Origin of the sequence: Candidatus Villigracilis vicinus, assembly GCF_016702885.1 — a bacterium.
Taxonomy (GTDB): domain Bacteria; phylum Chloroflexota; class Anaerolineae; order Anaerolineales; family Villigracilaceae; genus Villigracilis; species Villigracilis vicinus.
Genome location: NZ_JADJDD010000008.1, coordinates 1 through 15,024, shown reverse-complemented (window position 1 = coordinate 15,024; position 15,024 = coordinate 1). Strand labels below are relative to the sequence as shown.

Genomic DNA, 15,024 nt, shown 5'->3' with positions numbered 1-15,024 from the left:
ATTACTCGACGACGACGGCAGCGCCAGCTTCTTCGAGCTTCTTCTTGGCATCCATCGCGGCATCCTTGCCAACGCCGGTGAGCACCTTGGAACCGGCAGCTTCGGCAAGAGCCTTGGCTTCACCGAGACCGAGGGAGGTCAACTGGCGAATGACTTTGATGACATCGATCTTCTTGGCGCCTGCATCCTTGATCACCACATCGAACTCAGTCTTCTCTTCAACAGGTTCAGCGGCAGCGGCAGGACCAGCGGCAGCGACAGCCACCGGAGCGGCGGCGGAAACGCCCCACTTCTCTTCGAGCATTTTCACGAGGTCAGCAGCCTCAAGAACAGAAAGGGTGGAAAGTTCATCCACGAGTTTAGCGAGCTTGTCAGACATTGTTTAGCACTCCTTGCTAAGTAATTAGAAAATTTGAATTTAATGGTGCGAGTTGAACTCGCGACGATAAACTAGGCAGCAGCCTGTGCGCTCTCGGAGCGCGCTTTGATGACAGCAGCCAAACCGCGGGCGGGTTCTGCGAGCGTGCGGACGAGTTTGCCAGCCGGGGCTTGCAAAACGCCGAGCAATGTTGCGCGCATAACGGGCAGCGGGGGCAGGTCAGACAAGGCCTTCACCTGAGCAGCACTCAATGACTTGCCAGCCATGAAACCGCCTTTAACCTTGACGAACTCACTGCCTTTTGTGGCATCGGTCAGGGCTTTTGCAGTAGAGGCAGGGTCTGAGAATGCAAACGAAACAGCCGTAGACTTGACGAGCATGTCACCAGGGACTTCCATGCCATTGTCTGCAAAAACGCGACGAACAAGCGTATTCTTGACCACATGGAATTCACCACCAGCCTCACGGATCTTCGCGCGGAGACTATCGAGCGACTTCATATTCGCGCCGGTATACTCCACGAGAATGACCGCTTCGCTGCGCTTGATCCAGTCGTTATACTGAGCCAGCACTTCTTCCTTGCGTTGCTTTGAAATTGCCAAAGGGTATTCACCTCCTTTCAAATAAAAAGTCTTTGCCACTCACGCAGGCAAAGACTTTTTCGCACTCCCAAAGGGAGACAGCGCGGAGGCGCTGAAATATGCTACTGGGTCTCCACCTGAGCAGGATATTAAGTTCCAGAGTTGGTCTCGAACACCGCACGACCTCTTCAGGAACACCCGCCTTCATCGGCGAAGTGGTTTATTAGGAATTATCGGATGTCTTGCTTATCCGGCTCCATCAATGTGTTCATTGGGATCGACCTTCACGCCGGGTCCCATGGTGGAGGCAACTGTAATGCGCTTGACAAAGTTGCCCTTCGCGCCAGACGGGCGGGATTTGTTGATCGCGTCCATCAGCGCCACATAGTTATCATACAACTTGTCTGCATCGAAAGAAACCTTGCCGATGGAGACATGAATGTTATTGCTCTTATCAAGACGGTATTCCACACGACCAGCCTTCGCTTCCTTGATGGCGCGTTCCATATCCTGCGCCGAAACGACGGTGCCAGCCTTGGGGTTCGGCATCAAGCCGCGCGGACCAAGCACACGGCCCAAACGACCCACCTTACCCATCGCATCAGGGGTGGCGATGGCAACATCGAAATCGAGCATGCCGCCTTCGATCTTCTTCAGAGATTCATCGTCATCTGCAACGAAATCTGCCCCACCTGCGCGGGCAGCCGCAGCGCCATCTGCCTGAGCGAACACCAACACGCGAACCTTCTTGCCCAAGCCGTGCGGAAGCACGACTACATCACGCAACTGCTGGTCAGACTGGCGCGAATCGAGCGTGGTGCGCATGTGAACTTCGATGGTGGAATCGAACTTTGTAATGCTGGTCTCTTTCGCCAGGGCAACCGCTTCCTTCGCGGAGTAGATCTTATCGATATCAACTTTAGCGAGAGCCGCCGTATATTTTTTTCCGTGTTTAGCCATTTTATCCTCCGTGGTACTAGCGGACAGCCCGAAGCCATCCTCCCACAAAATTATTCAACGATCGTAATGCCCATCGAACGGGCGGTGCCTTCGATCTGCAACATGGCGCCTTCAAGGCTGATGGCGTTAAGATCCTTCATCTTCAATTCCGCGATCTCGCGGACCTGGGCACGGGTCACCTTGCCGACCTTTTCCTTGTTCGGCACACCAGAGCCCTTTTCGACCTTCGCGGCTTTACGTAGCAACACCGCAGCGGGTGATGTACGCAGTACAAAGGTGAAAGAACCATCAGTGAAGATTGTAATTTCAGCGGGGAGAACTTCGCCCGGGCGGTTGGAAGTACGTGCGTTGTATTCCTTACAAAACGCCATGATGTTGATACCATGGCTCGCCAACGCAGGACCAACTGGAGGCGCGGGGTTTGCCTTTCCAGCTTCAAGCTGGAGACGTACGATTGCTTTTAGTTTCTTTGCCATTTCTTGACTCCTTGTGGTTTTAGCGGGTCATTCTGGGAGACCCTCCCACTGCATCAGGCTTTGTTTCAGCCTGCTACTGTCTATTTAGTTTTACCTACACTGTTACGACTTCTCAACCTGCAGGAAGTCCAGTTCCACTGGCGTTTCGCGCCCAAAGAAGCTGACCATCACGCGAACTTTGGTGCGTTCCATATCGATCTCGGAAACCACACCGCGGAAGTCGTTGAAAGGTCCATCGATAATACGGACACGCTCACCCTGCTTGAACGTAACCTTGACCGTGGGCGACTCAGCTTCCATACGCTTGACGATCTGAGCTACTTCCTCAGGGCGCAAAGGCGTGGGCGAATTGCCCATCCCCACAAACCCTGTCACACCAGGCGTGTTGCGAACCACATACCAGGACTCTTCCGTAAGAACCAAGTTCACCAGTACATAACCGGGGAAGATATGGCGCTCCACCGTACGGCGCTTGCCATCCTTCACCTCAATTTCTTCCTGTGTCGGAATGACCACATCGAAGATCATGTCTTTCATGCCCATCGTCTCGATACGCTGTTCAAGATTGTGACGCACCTTGTTCTCATACCCTGAGTAACAATGGATCACGAACCAGGCAGGTCCTTCAACGATTGTTTCAACGGGAGGCAGGTCCGAGGGGATCTTCTTTTCGGGTGCAGAAGCAGGCACAGGCTTCGAAGTGGAAACAGAACTCTCCTCAGAAGCAGATTGCGCTTCAGGCTGTTCTTCCATCGGTTCCTGTTCAGACTGCTCTTGCGGTTCCGGTAAATCCATCACGGGTTCCTCAATTCAAAAAACTATAAGCCAAGGATCAGGTCGAGAAGTTCTGCGGCAAGGTAATCAACACCCGCAAGAAATAACCCAACAACAACCATCACCAAGAGAACGAGAGATGTGAGACGGCGCGCTTCAGGCCAAGTAGGCCAGCTAACTTTGCGCAGTTCACCAGTCGTCTCGCGGAAATAACGCTGAATGGCGTTTTCCTGTTTCTTGACTTTCTTTGCTTTCTCAGCCAAGGTTTTGCTCCTTCAGTATTTTACGGCTAAAACGCCGCGAGGCGCGGCGTTGCCTAAGGCAGGCCAGGTAGGACTTGAACCCACAACCGCTCGTTTTGGAGACGAGAGCTCTGCCAATTGAGCCACTGGCCTAGGATGTAGGGGCGAGGTGACCTCGCCCCTACTGAATTACTTGGTTTCACGATGTACTGTGTGCTTCTTGCAGCGGTCACAGTACTTCTTCAATTCCATGCGATTCGGATCGTTACGACGATTCTTCTCGGTGGTATAGTTGCGTTCCTTGCAATCATTACATTGCAGGGTAATCACCGGGCGAACGTCTTTCTTCTTGGAAGCCATTTTACTACCTTACTTTCAACTAACTACGAGATGATCTTGGTGACGACACCCGCGCCGACGGTGAGACCGCCTTCACGAATGGCGAACTTGGAGCCCTGCTCCAACGCCACCGGCACGATGAGTTCCACCGTCAGGTTCACGTTGTCACCAGGCATAACCATTTCAACACCTTCAGGAAGGGCAATGTCACCCGTTACATCCATTGTGCGGATGTAGAACTGAGGACGATAGCCGCTGAAGAACGCCTTGTGACGGCCGCCTTCTTCCTTCTTCAATACGTACACTTCCGCCAGGAACTTCTTGTGAGGGGTCACAGAACCCGGCTTCGCAAGCACCTGTCCGCGCTCCACATCGTCGCGCTCGATACCGCGCAGCAATACGCCCGCGTTATCGCCTGCCACCGCTTCGTCCAGTTCCTTGTGGAACATTTCGATACCGGTGATCACGGATGCCTTGGTTTCGCGCAGACCGATGATCTCGATCGGCTCACCCTTCTTGGCTACACCGCGGTCCACACGTCCAGTCACCACGGTTCCGCGTCCCTTGATCGAGAACACGTCTTCAACCGCCATCATGAACGGCTTGTCGGTCTCGCGCTTCGGTTCGGGGATGTATTCATCCACCACACGCAGCAATTCTTTGATCGGTGCGTATTCAGGGGCATTCGGGTCGGTCGAGGTGCTCTCCAACGCTTGCTTGGCGGAGCCGCGCACGATCGGGGTGGTATCGCCGGGGAAGCCGTAGCTGCTGAGCAGTTCGCGGAGTTCCAATTCGACGAGTTCGAGCAATTCGGGGTCATCCATCATGTCGACCTTGTTCAGGAAGACTACGATGGAGGGCACTTCCACCTGGCGAGCCAGGAGGACGTGTTCGCGGGTCTGAGGCATCGGACCATCGGGGGCGGCCACCACGAGGATAGCACCATCCACCTGAGCCGCACCGGTGATCATGTTCTTAATATAGTCACGGTGACCCGGCATATCGACGTGCGCGTAGTGGCGCTTGTCGGTCTGGTATTCTACGTGCGCGATGTTGATCGTGATACCGCGCGCTTTTTCTTCCGGTGCGTTGTCGATCTGATCGTAGGCTTTGAAATCTGCCTGTCCCGACAGCCCCGCCACCTTCGTGATCGCCGCTGTCAATGTCGTCTTGCCGTGGTCGATGTGTCCCATCGTTCCCACGTTCAAATGCGGCTTGCTTCTGTCAAACTTCCCTTTCGCCATGTTTCGCTCTCCTTAGTTATTTTCAAGAATGCTTGTGCAGCAACTGAGCCCTCAACGAGATTTGAACCCGTGACCTCACCCTTACCAAGGGTGTGCTCTGCCAGCTGAGCTATGAGGGCATTACGTGCTGTTTCCCCAAACGGGGAAGCACCAGGTATTGGTGCTGTGGGCAGTGAAGGATTCGAACCTCCGAAGTCGTCTGACAACTGATTTACAGTCAGTCCCCTTTGGCCACTTGGGTAACTGCCCATGATAAATTGTTAATTGATCACCGACTTTTGCTCTTCCGGTAATCCAGAGCCGACGACGAGAATTGAACTCGTAACCTTCCGCTTACAAGGCGGATGCTCTGCCGATTGAGCTACGTCGGCAAGTCAATAAGCGGACAGATTATACCAAAACAATTCATTGCGTCAAGCAATTTGAGCGACAACGAACTTAATATGTAAAGCCCAAATTTACCCCTTGACAGAGGAAAAGGCTTGGTATATTATTAGAACAGTTGTTCTAATATGAATGAAACCAACCACTTCGATCTCATGCTAAATGCATTGACGGAAATAATGCAGGAAGAAAAGGCGACACAAACAACGCCTCTCTCTCAACCTGCACCTGCCCTGCCAAACCTGAGATCTCTCCTAACCCGTCTCTCTCCCCTGCCGCAGGAAGCGCTCTTCCTTGGCATGGCAATGGATGGATTGCCAGTTCTGCTCAATTTGTACGATCCGGTTCCCGGTCCGATCTTGATCGCAGGGGATGCATCCAGCGGGAAGACCCGTCTCTTGCAGACCGTTGCCCGTGCGGCAGAAATGCTACATTCATCCGCTTCCGTGCAATATGGCATTGTAACAACCAAGCCCGATGAATGGGAAAGTTTATACGACAGCGAGAACAATGCTGGAATATACCAGACTGACGAAGAGAATACCAGTGAACTTCTTCAATCACTGGTAACCTGGGCACACAATAACAGAGGTGAAGGGCAATCCATTCTCCTATTGATCGATGGTCTTGAGTCTGCTACAAAACTGGATGAACAAACAAGGCAAAATCTACGCTGGCTGCTCTTACGCGGACCCAGCCGCCGTATATGGACATTCGTAACACTGGATGCAGACCGCGCAGAAGAACAAAAAGAATGGCTAGAATTCTTCAGGACGCGTTTATTTGGTTGTGTGGAAAATTCAGAACATGCAATATTGCTGACGGGTAGTTCGCCGCTCAACCATCTCTCCAAAGGTGATGAGTTCGCCATGCGGGAAGGCAGCAAGTTACTTAAGTTCTGGCTCCCTGCTATCGAGTAAAGAAAGAGGAACCCAATGCATACCGGACTTTTATGGTTTGATAATGACCCACGCACAACTCTGAGCGTGAAGATCCAAAAAGCAATGGATTATTACAGTAAAAAATTCGGGCGCAGACCTGACTTGTGCCTCGTCCACCCGAGCATGATGGACGCCGGGCAGATCCATATTGAACTTGGAAAACTTGTCGTCCGCGCATACCGCCCTGTGATGCCCGGTCACTTCTGGATCGGAACCGAAGACCAGGGCAAATCCCCCGTCAAGTAGAGATATGGTCTTTCCTTTCGCCAACCTATATCTCCTTGGAACCCTCCCGTAACTGGCATACGGGAGGGTCTTTCTTATAAAATAAACACTGGAGGCATATTATGAACGAACTCAAGAAACAGATACAAGAAGTATTCGACGGATATAAAAGCGCGGTCTTTGAAAAAGATGCAGAAGCATTCCTTAGCCATTACACTGAAGATATTCACATCTTTGATCTGTGGGAAAAATGGTCGTACGAAGGCATTGACGCCTGGCGCGGAATGGTGACAGGTTGGTTCGGTTCACTAGGCGATGAGAAAGTAATCGTGGACTTTGACGATATACAAGTGAATGCTTCGGATGATATAGCAATTGCACACGCCTACATCACCTACAAAGCTTTATCCGTTGACGGACAAGAATTGCGCTCCATGAACAATCGCTTGACCCTGGCTCTCAAACGCACCAAAAGCGGCTGGAAGATCTTTCACCAACATTCTTCAGCACCCATTGACGGAGACACACTAAAAGTAATGTTCAAACGAGCATAAAAGAAAACCTTCCACTCAAAAGTGGAAGGTTTTCTTTTAACCAGTCGCAACTACAAATGCGACTGCATGACTCTCGGTATGACTCAAACTTACCGACCAGGTGGTTAAACCCAGCAGCTTTGCTAACCGTTCCCCTTCCCCAGATAAAAGCAAATAGGGTGCTTTGCGCTCATCCGAACGGACTTCGATCTCTAGCCAGCTTACATCACCGATGCCGCAGCCCAAGGCTTTTGCTGCAGCCTCTTTAGCGGCGAAGCGAACTGCAAGAGAAGGAACGCGCCCATTACATTCTTTCTGTTCATACTCCGTGAAAACTCGATTCAAAAATCGTTCGCCGTGTCGCTCAATTGCCTCAGCGACACGGGTTGTTTCTATTAAGTCCACACCGGTACGGAGAATCACAGAAGCACCAATTACGGTCCCGCCGTAGCGATCACCAAACGGCTTGGGTCGATATATTTGCGGGCAGCCTCAAGCACATCTGCACGCGTCACCTTGCGGACAAGGCTTTCGTAACGTTGGTAATAATCCATACCCAGATCATACCGATGGATATTGAGGATCGCACTGGCCATGCCGCCATTCGACTCCAGCGACAAGGGCAGCCGCCCCACATAATTCGCCTGACTGTCGGCAAGTTCCTCTTTCGTTACGCCGCTCTTCACAAAACGCTGCAATTCTTTTTCTACCAAATCCAGCGCCTTCTTTAAGTTCTTCGGGTTCACCCCGGCATTCACTTCCCAACTGCCTGGTCCGACCCCGGCATGCAAACTCGAATAGGCATAATATGCCAAACCTGATTTTTCGCGCACCACATTGCCAATGCGCCCCATCATGCCAAATTGACCCAGCACCGAATTTCCGAGCGAAGCCGCCATGTAATCGGGACTTTTGCGATTCGGTCCGAGCGTACCAACGACCAGGTCAGATTGCGACTTGCCGGGAATCGAGTGGTGACGTTTGATGGTTTTTGTGACAGGCTTGAGCGGAGGAAGAACCGGCGCTTCTTTCTGACCCGGAACAGACCAGCCGCCCAGGAATTTTTCCACTGCTTCAACCGCTTTCTTCGGCTGGATGGCGCCAACGATGGCAATGACCATACCGCGAGGTCCAAAATGAAGGCGATGGAACGTTTCCAGATCTTTGCGGGTAATCGCCTGGATCGTTTCCACATAGCCATCTGACGGTTTGCCATAAGGATGATCGGCATACAGGAATTTTTCAAAAAGCATATCCGCCATATCAGATGTATCTTGTGCGCGCAATGCCAGCCCCGTAAGAAGCTGTGTGCGCAGACGCTCGAATTCATCTTCAGGGAAGGTCGGGGTTTGCAATGATTCAGCGAGAAGGGTGAGGACAAGTGGAAGTTCTTCCACCAAGGCGCGCCCGCCAAAGTTCGTGTTGTGAACGCCCGAGGTCGAACCCCAGGCTGGCGCCGACGGTTTCAAGCTCGTTATAAATGGCGTCGAAGGTGCGGGTTTGCGTGCCGCGCATCAACATACTGGAGACAAAGTCGGCGAGCCCCAACTTCTCGTCCGTTTCAAAGAGGGCACCCGCAGGGAGATACCCGCCGAAGTTGACCGCCGGGCTGTTGAAGTTGGAACGCGCCAGAACCGTAATGCCGTTCGGAAGCGTGGTCTGATAGACATCTTCCGGGCTGGGCATGGATGATCTATTTTTCGCTGCCATTTACGCCCCCTTGCCTTGTGGGATATATGTCCCCACCACCCGTTTGCTGGGCTGAAAATATTTCTGTGCCACACGTTGAACATCCTGCGGGGTGACTTTGGCAAGTTTGTTCAAATACGTGGTGTACCAAGTGTAATCCGAGAACATGGCAGTGTAACCCATCCAAAAAGCCTGATTGGTGATGTTCTCGCTGCCGTACGCAAAAACGGCACGCGCCTGTTTGACTGCGCGTTGGATCTCGGCAGCAGGCACGGGTTCGTTCTGTATCCGCTTAATTTCATCGTCCAGAACAGACAATGCCTCTTCGGGCTTTTTATCCGGTCGGTGTACGATGGTAAAGCGATATAAAAACGGGTCAATGGTCGACTCTGACCAGCCGGAAATATCCACAGCATGTCCTTTATCGACGAGGGCGCGATAGAGACGGCAGGTTTTATAGGACAGTCCGCTGGCGCCGTTGAGCAGGCTTTCGAGCACCTGCAAGGCGAAGTAATCTGCATCCAAAGCATTTGGGAAGGGATAAGCGACTTGAGTGAATGCCGTCTCACCGGGACCTTCCACAGTCAACTGAAGCTCACCTTTGCGTTCCGGTTCAGGGCGGGCAAGGCGCGGCGGGATGTTGCCTTTCGGGATGGGCTCGAACAATTCCTTGATGCGCTTCAGCATGGACTTGGTATCGAAATCACCTGCCAGTGAGAGGGTGGCATTGTTCGGCACATAATATGAACGATAGTGGTTATACAAGTCGTCACGGGTGATGGTGTGCAGGTCTGCCATATCGCCAATGATCTCGTGGTGATATGGATGCACACGGAAGGACGCATGCTGCACCGCTTCGCCCAGCAGGAACATCGGCTCATTCTCGGAGCCTTCCCGCTCTGAAATGATGACAGTACGCTCTGAAGCGACTTCTTTTGCATCAAAGATGCTTTTGGTCATACGGTCTGATTCGAGGCGCAAGGCAAGGTCGATCTTGGCGGCAGGCATGGTTTCATAATAGCGGGTGGAATCGCGTGAGGTGGATGCATTCCAGCGCCCGCCTTCACGCGAGATGGCTTTATCAAGCATGCTGCCGGGGAATTTCTTCGTTCCTTTGAACATCATGTGTTCGGTCCAGTGAGAGATGCCGGTCTTGCCGGTGGGTTCGTCGCGCGAGCCGACCTTGTACCAGATCCAGGAGGAAATGATCGGGGCGGTACGGATCTCTTTGAGCATGACTTTCATGCCGTTCTTCAACTGAACTTGTGTAACATTTTTCATAAAACTCCAAAGTTATTTCATCGGTTAGGCGCTCCAGCAAGGGTAAACCTGAAGCGAGAATTACTGGCAAATCGGATTTCCATCGATGTTGACAGCCTGGGGTTCGAGCAAACAGTAAAGAGGTTTAATGACATTCTGCAAGCCGACGAAGGGGTCGTTCAATTGCGTTTCTTTCAAGGGGATATCCACCGGGACGTTCAAGGTCACCGGCACTTGTTGATCTACCGGAACGGTCAATGCGAGGTTGACGGGCAACACCGTTCCTTTGGGGAGGACGATGGTGGTGTTTGCCTGGGAAATGTTCAAACCGCCGGTGTTGACCGTAACCAGCGCATTCGTAATGGTGACATCCTGACTGAGGACGACATTGGTCTGCTGGTTGAGCTGCAGGTCGAACTTTACAGGGATGGTGGTGTTAACCACCACGTTCGTTTGGATATTGGCGCGTTCCATTTTTTCAAAATTGGAATACAGACCGGCAGGCAAGTCCATCACGGCCACGCCTGCGTTCATGATCTTCGCCATATCCAATTTGAGGCGATAGACGCTGATGACAAGAACAATAAGGATGACCGCCAGCACAATGTTGATAGTAAGAGAGATTATGCTTGCAGTCGTCCATAAACGTGGACCCCAAAGGGGTGATGCGCTCGCCGGAGCAGGAGCAGGTTTCGAGATGGGTTTTGAAGCGGGGGCGGAAGCAGGCGGCACTACCGGCTTGGGATCGGCTTTTTGAGGGGCGGCATCCGCTTTTTTTGGAAGAGCCCCCAAGGCGTCATTTTTCTTTGCCGATTTTTGAGGCAGGGATGAAAGAGCGCTTTTACCGTCTTCTGTTTTTGCTTCTTTCGCCTCTGCTCCTCCCTCGCTTAAGACTTCCTTGATCTCTTTTTCGGAGCGCTTCGAGAGCGGATTGAAGCTCGTCATGAGCTTTTGAAATTTTTCTACAGGATCTTCTTTGATAGGTTCTTCGGTCATTGCCGTCTCCTGTGCAAATACGATACATAATATTAGCATAGTTATTTCGGGCTGTAAGATTTTGTTGAAAGTTAATAAAGGCATGAGAACAACTTGTAATGACTGGTGTTTTAAAATATAATGCGATAGTTTACGTCCAATTTAGGAGAGAGAAAGTGGAAAATCAATATTTCGTCGCCGTGATCGGCGCGGGACCCGCGGGGCTTTTTGGAGCAAGAGAACTGGCAAACAACGGCGTACGTGTTGCACTATTCAATCGCGATATTAAAGCTGGCGGTCTGGCAGAGTATGGAATTTATCTTGAAAAGCACACCATGAAGGAAGGGCTGCGCAAGCAGTTCCGACAGGCGCTCGATATGGCAAACGTTGACTATTACGGCAATGTTTCCATTGGCACAGGCGGCGATTTTACGCTGGATGAAATTCGCGCGCTCGGCTTTGACGCAGTCCTGGTCTCTGCCGGTGCGCAGGGGACGAAGTCTTTGGGCTTGCCCGGCGAAACCCTTGAAGGCGTGTACCATGCCAAGGATGTTGTTTATCACTACAACAAACTGCCCCCATTCAGCCAGCGCAAATTCCATTTTGGAAAGCGCGCCGCCATCATAGGCGCAGGCAACGTAATGGTGGATATTGCACGTTATCTGATCCATTACCAGGGCGTGGAAGAAGTAACTGCCGTGGTGCGCCGTGGTCCGGCAGAGGTGAATTTCACCAAGGAAGAGATGAAGCACTTGATCTCATACCTTGATATGGCAGAGTTCGAGAAGGAGTTGGCGCGTGTGCGCCCCGCATTGGATGCGGTCGGGCAAAGCCCGGAACTGGGACGCCAGAAAATTTTGGAGGCGCAAGCCAAGGCAGACCCGAAGACCCAGAATGCCAAGTTCCAATTCGCCTTCCTCGCCTCGCCCACCGGGATGATGGGCGAGAACGGGCAGGTAACCCAATTGGAAGTGGAAGATAACATTCTCACTGAGCGCGATGGCAAGACCAGCGCCAAGGGCACCGGTGCCAAACGCACCCTCGCGGTGGACACGGTCATTTTTGCGATTGGCGATCAGGTGGATGCGAATTTCGGTTTAGCGACCGAATGGGGTGAGTTTGCCAAGGACAAGGAACCCAAGTTCCCTGTGGAAAATACCTCCTACGAATCCACCACCGAGGGAATTTTCGTGGGCGGATGGTCGCGCAAGGCAAGTGAAGGTCTGGTTGGCTATGCCCGCCGCGACGGAACGAATGCCGCCAAGGCGGTCTTGCAATATTTGCAAACCAAATCGCCTGCCAACACCAACGCCGACACCGTGGCGGCAAAAATGAAAACACTGCAAAAGCCAGTTGTACACAAAGACGATATCAAGCGGCTGGAAGCTGCCGAAGCCGAGGAAGCGAAAAAGCACAGCATTGAAGGCTTCAAGTTCGCAAGCAACGAAGAAATGCTGCAAGCCATGGGCTTTCTGGAAACAGCCTAGGGTTCACAGAAAAAGGAGACAGCCGCTGTGCAAGGCGGCTGTCTCTTTTTAGTTCGGCTATACACCTTGCCAAATTATGTCCATTGGTAGTTCGCCAGCATGGACGCTATCCCACCGAGAAACAATACGATAACGAGCGTGAGCACCATCACGCCCACTTCTTTGAGGATTTTGGCGCGGGCGTGTTCGGTCCCTTTGTGTTTGGTGTAGATGGCGTAGGTGGAGAGGGCGAGGCTAAACAACAAGAACGCAATACCCAAAATTGCACCGACTGTAGGATAAAGCCATATGGAAAACAGGGAGACAGATAAAAATATGATTGAAATCGCAGAAATATATTTCTTCATTTCACAACTAATCTTCTTTCTTTGTCTTGCTCAATTTGCCACCTCAAATCATTATTATGGATAAGATAAACCCCATTTTTTCAAAATATCTTTAGCCGTGTTCACGCTACCATTTGTAAATGTTATTTCATGAGTGTAAACCTCTGCGCTACACGACAAATCCTTCACATCATCAATGTGATATATGCAGACAATGATTACTCGTTCAGGTATTGCCACATCTCCTTTAACCTCATAAATATCTGACCCAAGATATGCATCAGTCTCTTTCAGAGTGTTCTCGTCTACAATTACTACCTGCTTCTGATAGTATATTGGTGGTCTCGGGTCTTCTCTAGTACCCCAGTCTTCATCGAGTTTCCAATAAGAGTCTGGATCAGACCACTTAACTATATCGGCTGAGTAAAAATAGTCCCAGTTTTCAGGAATTACAGGGATTCCTCTTTTGCTTCGTTCAAGATTGAATTCTTTCCCATACTTCGGTACAGGTTGAGGAAAAAAATCTGTTGTCAGGAGAGCACAGCAGATTCCCAAAAATATTAAAATGATCCCTAATATAAGGGTGGATTTTTTACGAGGATTTGCAGAGGACTTCATTTTCCACCTCCATTAGGTATCTGTATCTCCTCAGACCATGTAAATACTTCTTCTAGTCTTCCACCAAGTTCAATGCCTTCGCCTCGTGGAGTCTCATCAGGAACTACTGAGTCATGTATATGATCATTATTCATATCATCTCTAAAGCGCGTTGCCGAAGCCCAGGTTGACGAGTTTTTGACTTCATAATTCAAAACATAGATCCCATTTCCTTAGGTTCTACAACTATCGAAACAGTATAACTACCTAAAACAAATCTCCTGATTTTCCCATCAAGGCGTCAATCAAACTATGTCCAAATTGATCTACACCATATTCAACAGGTTTTTGCGTGATGTCTTCAATTCTCCCATCTCTAAGATTACTAATCACTTCTTCACGGTAAGACTGCACTCCATCCAAAGCCATCACCTCTTTAGTGAGCGCCGCATCAGAATCGAATTTTATTGTATCCTTATCGCCGTATTCATATAGCCATACTTTCCCTAAATCTGTCCAAGTCATACTTTCTGGATTCGTATCTGTAAAGGGACGCATCTTTTCTTTTTCAGAATCGATGCCACGATTTAATATGTGTGTCATTACTTTTGTGGCAAGTGGGTGTTTTTCGGCAAAAGTTACGACTGGTATAGTTCTATTTTGGTAAAGCCATTCGGCTACTATCGGGATATTTTCTTTTGCGGCATCTTTTATGGCAAATGGAATTGAAGCAATATCATTTTTTATTCCGATAAATACATTTTTCGTATCATCCCAAGCAGACAAAAGTGCTTTTTGCGTGCTCACAAAAACAGAGTTTAGTTTCGGAACTACAGTCTGATTAAAAGAATACGCCAGGGATTTTCCAGTTTCTACAACCAGATTGCCAAAATCTGTCGCAATTGTTTTTGTCAAGTTCCATGCACTTATTGTTGTAGTTTTTGTAACATCCCATGCTTGTCCAACTGCATTTGTTATTTTCTCCTGCCAAGGTGGGTTATTTTCCTTCGCCTGCGCCACGGACGCCACCCCCGCCCACCGTGCCGCATCAACGGCATTCAGCCTGGCTTGTTCAGCAATGCTTACAGCTTCTCGTTCCCCTTCGCGGTGAGACAAATTAGCTTCCTCCCGTACCTGTGACTTGTATTCCTCCGCAATCGACACTGCGTTCCGCTCTCCCTCACGGTAGGCAGTCATTGCTTCTTCCCGCTCTTTATCTGTGACCCGATTCTCCACAGGCACCGGCATGGCAAGTGGTTTTCCACTGCCTGTATTCTGTGTGCTTGCCTGTGCGATGTCATACGCCTTTTCCCCTGCACGATAATCATCCTTCGCCCGTTGACTGGCTGCCTGCGTTTGTGCCGCTTTCGCATTCTGTTCTGCCTGCAAGGCTCCCACAATGCGCTTCTCCTGCATCATGGCTTGGTACGCTTTGCGTCCCGCATTCGTCCTGCCGCCGCCATCTCCTCCTTCATCCCCGCCCCCGCCGCTGTTTCGCAGGGCGGCGAGACGCGCCGCTTCCTCCTCCGCTCGCTTGCGCTGCCACTCCGCCAGGGTCGCTCCCAGCAGGGCGGTCGCTGCCCCACCCCACAGGATGTTCGCATTGGAGATG

General features: G+C 51.0%; 21 protein-coding genes and 4 tRNA genes. 5 read left to right on the top strand and 20 right to left on the bottom strand.

Annotated elements, in window-relative coordinates; genetic code table 11:
• Position 1: 1 nt before the first annotated feature.
• The 12 genes from rplL to IPG80_RS08270 all read right to left on the bottom strand — a co-directional run bounded on the left by rplL (position 2) and on the right by IPG80_RS08270 (position 5,366).
• Positions 2-379: a 50S ribosomal protein L7/L12 gene (rplL, locus tag IPG80_RS08325; protein ID WP_345105092.1), complete on the bottom strand. Its 378-nt coding sequence runs from the start codon at positions 377-379 to the stop codon at positions 2-4.
• Between the two features lie 71 nt (positions 380-450).
• Positions 451-981, bottom strand: coding sequence for a 50S ribosomal protein L10 (gene rplJ, locus IPG80_RS08320; RefSeq protein ID WP_345105089.1), 531 nt, complete (start codon positions 979-981; stop codon positions 451-453).
• A gap of 225 nt (positions 982-1,206) precedes the next feature.
• Positions 1,207-1,920: a 50S ribosomal protein L1 gene (gene rplA, locus IPG80_RS08315; protein ID WP_345105086.1), complete on the bottom strand. Its 714-nt coding sequence runs from the start codon at positions 1,918-1,920 to the stop codon at positions 1,207-1,209.
• A gap of 50 nt (positions 1,921-1,970) precedes the next feature.
• On the bottom strand, positions 1,971-2,396 hold the full coding sequence (rplK, locus tag IPG80_RS08310) for a 50S ribosomal protein L11 (protein ID WP_345105083.1): 426 nt from the start codon (positions 2,394-2,396) through the stop codon (positions 1,971-1,973).
• Positions 2,397-2,498: 102 nt separating this feature from the next.
• Positions 2,499-3,191, bottom strand: coding sequence for a transcription termination/antitermination protein NusG (nusG, locus tag IPG80_RS08305; protein ID WP_345105081.1), 693 nt, complete (start codon positions 3,189-3,191; stop codon positions 2,499-2,501).
• A gap of 23 nt (positions 3,192-3,214) precedes the next feature.
• Positions 3,215-3,433 (bottom strand): preprotein translocase subunit SecE, encoded by a 219-nt coding sequence (gene secE, locus IPG80_RS08300; RefSeq protein WP_345105078.1) that lies wholly within the window; start codon positions 3,431-3,433, stop codon positions 3,215-3,217.
• A 59-nt stretch (positions 3,434-3,492) separates the two neighbouring features.
• Positions 3,493-3,565 (bottom strand) — tRNA-Trp (locus tag IPG80_RS08295).
• A 36-nt stretch (positions 3,566-3,601) separates the two neighbouring features.
• Positions 3,602-3,772 carry a 50S ribosomal protein L33 gene (gene rpmG / locus IPG80_RS08290; protein WP_345105076.1) on the bottom strand — a complete coding sequence of 57 codons (171 nt, stop codon included), beginning with the start codon at positions 3,770-3,772 and terminating at the stop codon, positions 3,602-3,604.
• A gap of 23 nt (positions 3,773-3,795) precedes the next feature.
• Positions 3,796-4,995, bottom strand: a complete 1,200-nt coding sequence (gene tuf / locus IPG80_RS08285; protein WP_345105073.1) for an elongation factor Tu — start codon at positions 4,993-4,995, stop codon at positions 3,796-3,798.
• Between the two features lie 46 nt (positions 4,996-5,041).
• A tRNA-Thr gene (locus IPG80_RS08280) sits at positions 5,042-5,114 on the bottom strand.
• Between the two features lie 47 nt (positions 5,115-5,161).
• A tRNA-Tyr gene (locus IPG80_RS08275) sits at positions 5,162-5,244 on the bottom strand.
• A 49-nt stretch (positions 5,245-5,293) separates the two neighbouring features.
• Positions 5,294-5,366 (bottom strand) — tRNA-Thr (locus IPG80_RS08270).
• A 141-nt stretch (positions 5,367-5,507) separates the two neighbouring features.
• Between IPG80_RS08270 and IPG80_RS08265 the strand changes: the two genes are divergently transcribed.
• The 3 genes from IPG80_RS08265 (at position 5,508) to IPG80_RS08255 (ending at position 7,099) form a co-directional block, all read left to right on the top strand.
• Positions 5,508-6,299, top strand: a complete 792-nt coding sequence (locus IPG80_RS08265; protein WP_345105070.1) for a hypothetical protein — start codon at positions 5,508-5,510, stop codon at positions 6,297-6,299.
• Between the two features lie 15 nt (positions 6,300-6,314).
• Positions 6,315-6,566: a hypothetical protein gene (locus tag IPG80_RS08260; protein WP_345105066.1), complete on the top strand. Its 252-nt coding sequence runs from the start codon at positions 6,315-6,317 to the stop codon at positions 6,564-6,566.
• A 101-nt stretch (positions 6,567-6,667) separates the two neighbouring features.
• The gene (locus tag IPG80_RS08255; RefSeq protein ID WP_345105063.1) at positions 6,668-7,099 is read left to right on the top strand and encodes an SgcJ/EcaC family oxidoreductase; all 432 of its coding nucleotides are present in this window, start codon (positions 6,668-6,670) and stop codon (positions 7,097-7,099) included.
• 36 nt (positions 7,100-7,135) lie between these two features.
• Here IPG80_RS08255 and acpS read toward each other — a convergent pair whose 3' ends face one another.
• From acpS to IPG80_RS08230, 5 genes are read right to left on the bottom strand one after another with little or no spacing between them, the layout of a single operon-like run.
• On the bottom strand, positions 7,136-7,501 hold the full coding sequence (gene acpS, locus IPG80_RS08250; protein ID WP_345105060.1) for a holo-ACP synthase: 366 nt from the start codon (positions 7,499-7,501) through the stop codon (positions 7,136-7,138).
• Positions 7,502-7,512: 11 nt separating this feature from the next.
• Positions 7,513-8,475, bottom strand: a complete 963-nt coding sequence (locus tag IPG80_RS08245) for a pitrilysin family protein (protein ID WP_345105626.1) — start codon at positions 8,473-8,475, stop codon at positions 7,513-7,515.
• A complete protein-coding gene (locus IPG80_RS08240; RefSeq protein ID WP_345105057.1) occupies positions 8,438-8,788 on the bottom strand; it encodes an insulinase family protein in 351 nt (116 codons plus the stop codon). Before IPG80_RS08240 ends, IPG80_RS08245 begins: the two co-directional genes overlap by 38 nt.
• A complete protein-coding gene (locus tag IPG80_RS08235; RefSeq protein WP_345105054.1) occupies positions 8,789-10,048 on the bottom strand; it encodes a pitrilysin family protein in 1,260 nt (419 codons plus the stop codon).
• 60 nt (positions 10,049-10,108) lie between these two features.
• The gene (locus tag IPG80_RS08230) at positions 10,109-11,023 is read right to left on the bottom strand and encodes a hypothetical protein (protein WP_345105051.1); all 915 of its coding nucleotides are present in this window, start codon (positions 11,021-11,023) and stop codon (positions 10,109-10,111) included.
• Positions 11,024-11,178: 155 nt separating this feature from the next.
• Between IPG80_RS08230 and IPG80_RS08225 the strand changes: the two genes are divergently transcribed.
• Positions 11,179-12,489 (top strand): FAD-dependent oxidoreductase, encoded by a 1,311-nt coding sequence (locus tag IPG80_RS08225; RefSeq protein WP_345105048.1) that lies wholly within the window; start codon positions 11,179-11,181, stop codon positions 12,487-12,489.
• Positions 12,490-12,563: 74 nt separating this feature from the next.
• Here IPG80_RS08225 and IPG80_RS08220 read toward each other — a convergent pair whose 3' ends face one another.
• From IPG80_RS08220 to IPG80_RS08210, 3 genes are all read right to left on the bottom strand, one after another.
• Entirely contained in the window at positions 12,564-12,749 is a 186-nt protein-coding gene (locus IPG80_RS08220; RefSeq protein WP_345105045.1) for a hypothetical protein, read from the bottom strand.
• A gap of 141 nt (positions 12,750-12,890) precedes the next feature.
• Positions 12,891-13,433, bottom strand: coding sequence for a hypothetical protein (locus tag IPG80_RS08215; RefSeq protein WP_345105042.1), 543 nt, complete (start codon positions 13,431-13,433; stop codon positions 12,891-12,893).
• A gap of 246 nt (positions 13,434-13,679) precedes the next feature.
• A complete protein-coding gene (locus IPG80_RS08210) occupies positions 13,680-14,831 on the bottom strand; it encodes a hypothetical protein (RefSeq protein WP_345105039.1) in 1,152 nt (383 codons plus the stop codon).
• 3 nt (positions 14,832-14,834) lie between these two features.
• On the opposite strand from IPG80_RS08210, the gene IPG80_RS08205 reads away from it, so the two are divergent.
• Positions 14,835-15,024: hypothetical protein (locus IPG80_RS08205; RefSeq protein WP_345105036.1), on the top strand; the 190-nt coding region annotated here is incomplete at its 3' end.

What these genes read in the sequence shown, in the direction of transcription:
- nusG (WP_345105081.1), bottom strand. Translation starts at nt 3,191, where the DNA reads ATGGATTTACCGGAACCGCAAGAGCAGTCTGAACAGGAACCGATGGAA.
- IPG80_RS08265 (WP_345105070.1), top strand. Translation starts at nt 5,508, where the DNA reads ATGAATGAAACCAACCACTTCGATCTCATGCTAAATGCATTGACGGAA.
- IPG80_RS08235 (WP_345105054.1), bottom strand. Translation starts at nt 10,048, where the DNA reads ATGAAAAATGTTACACAAGTTCAGTTGAAGAACGGCATGAAAGTCATG.
- IPG80_RS08230 (WP_345105051.1), bottom strand. Translation starts at nt 11,023, where the DNA reads ATGACCGAAGAACCTATCAAAGAAGATCCTGTAGAAAAATTTCAAAAG.
- rplL (WP_345105092.1), bottom strand. Translation starts at nt 379, where the DNA reads ATGTCTGACAAGCTCGCTAAACTCGTGGATGAACTTTCCACCCTTTCT.
- rplK (WP_345105083.1), bottom strand. Translation starts at nt 2,396, where the DNA reads ATGGCAAAGAAACTAAAAGCAATCGTACGTCTCCAGCTTGAAGCTGGA.
- rpmG (WP_345105076.1), bottom strand. Translation starts at nt 3,772, where the DNA reads ATGGCTTCCAAGAAGAAAGACGTTCGCCCGGTGATTACCCTGCAATGT.
- IPG80_RS08260 (WP_345105066.1), top strand. Translation starts at nt 6,315, where the DNA reads ATGCATACCGGACTTTTATGGTTTGATAATGACCCACGCACAACTCTG.
- tuf (WP_345105073.1), bottom strand. Translation starts at nt 4,995, where the DNA reads ATGGCGAAAGGGAAGTTTGACAGAAGCAAGCCGCATTTGAACGTGGGA.
- IPG80_RS08215 (WP_345105042.1), bottom strand. Translation starts at nt 13,433, where the DNA reads ATGAAGTCCTCTGCAAATCCTCGTAAAAAATCCACCCTTATATTAGGG.
- IPG80_RS08255 (WP_345105063.1), top strand. Translation starts at nt 6,668, where the DNA reads ATGAACGAACTCAAGAAACAGATACAAGAAGTATTCGACGGATATAAA.
- IPG80_RS08210 (WP_345105039.1), bottom strand. Translation starts at nt 14,831, where the DNA reads ATGATGCAGGAGAAGCGCATTGTGGGAGCCTTGCAGGCAGAACAGAAT.
- rplA (WP_345105086.1), bottom strand. Translation starts at nt 1,920, where the DNA reads ATGGCTAAACACGGAAAAAAATATACGGCGGCTCTCGCTAAAGTTGAT.
- IPG80_RS08240 (WP_345105057.1), bottom strand. Translation starts at nt 8,788, where the DNA reads ATGGCAGCGAAAAATAGATCATCCATGCCCAGCCCGGAAGATGTCTAT.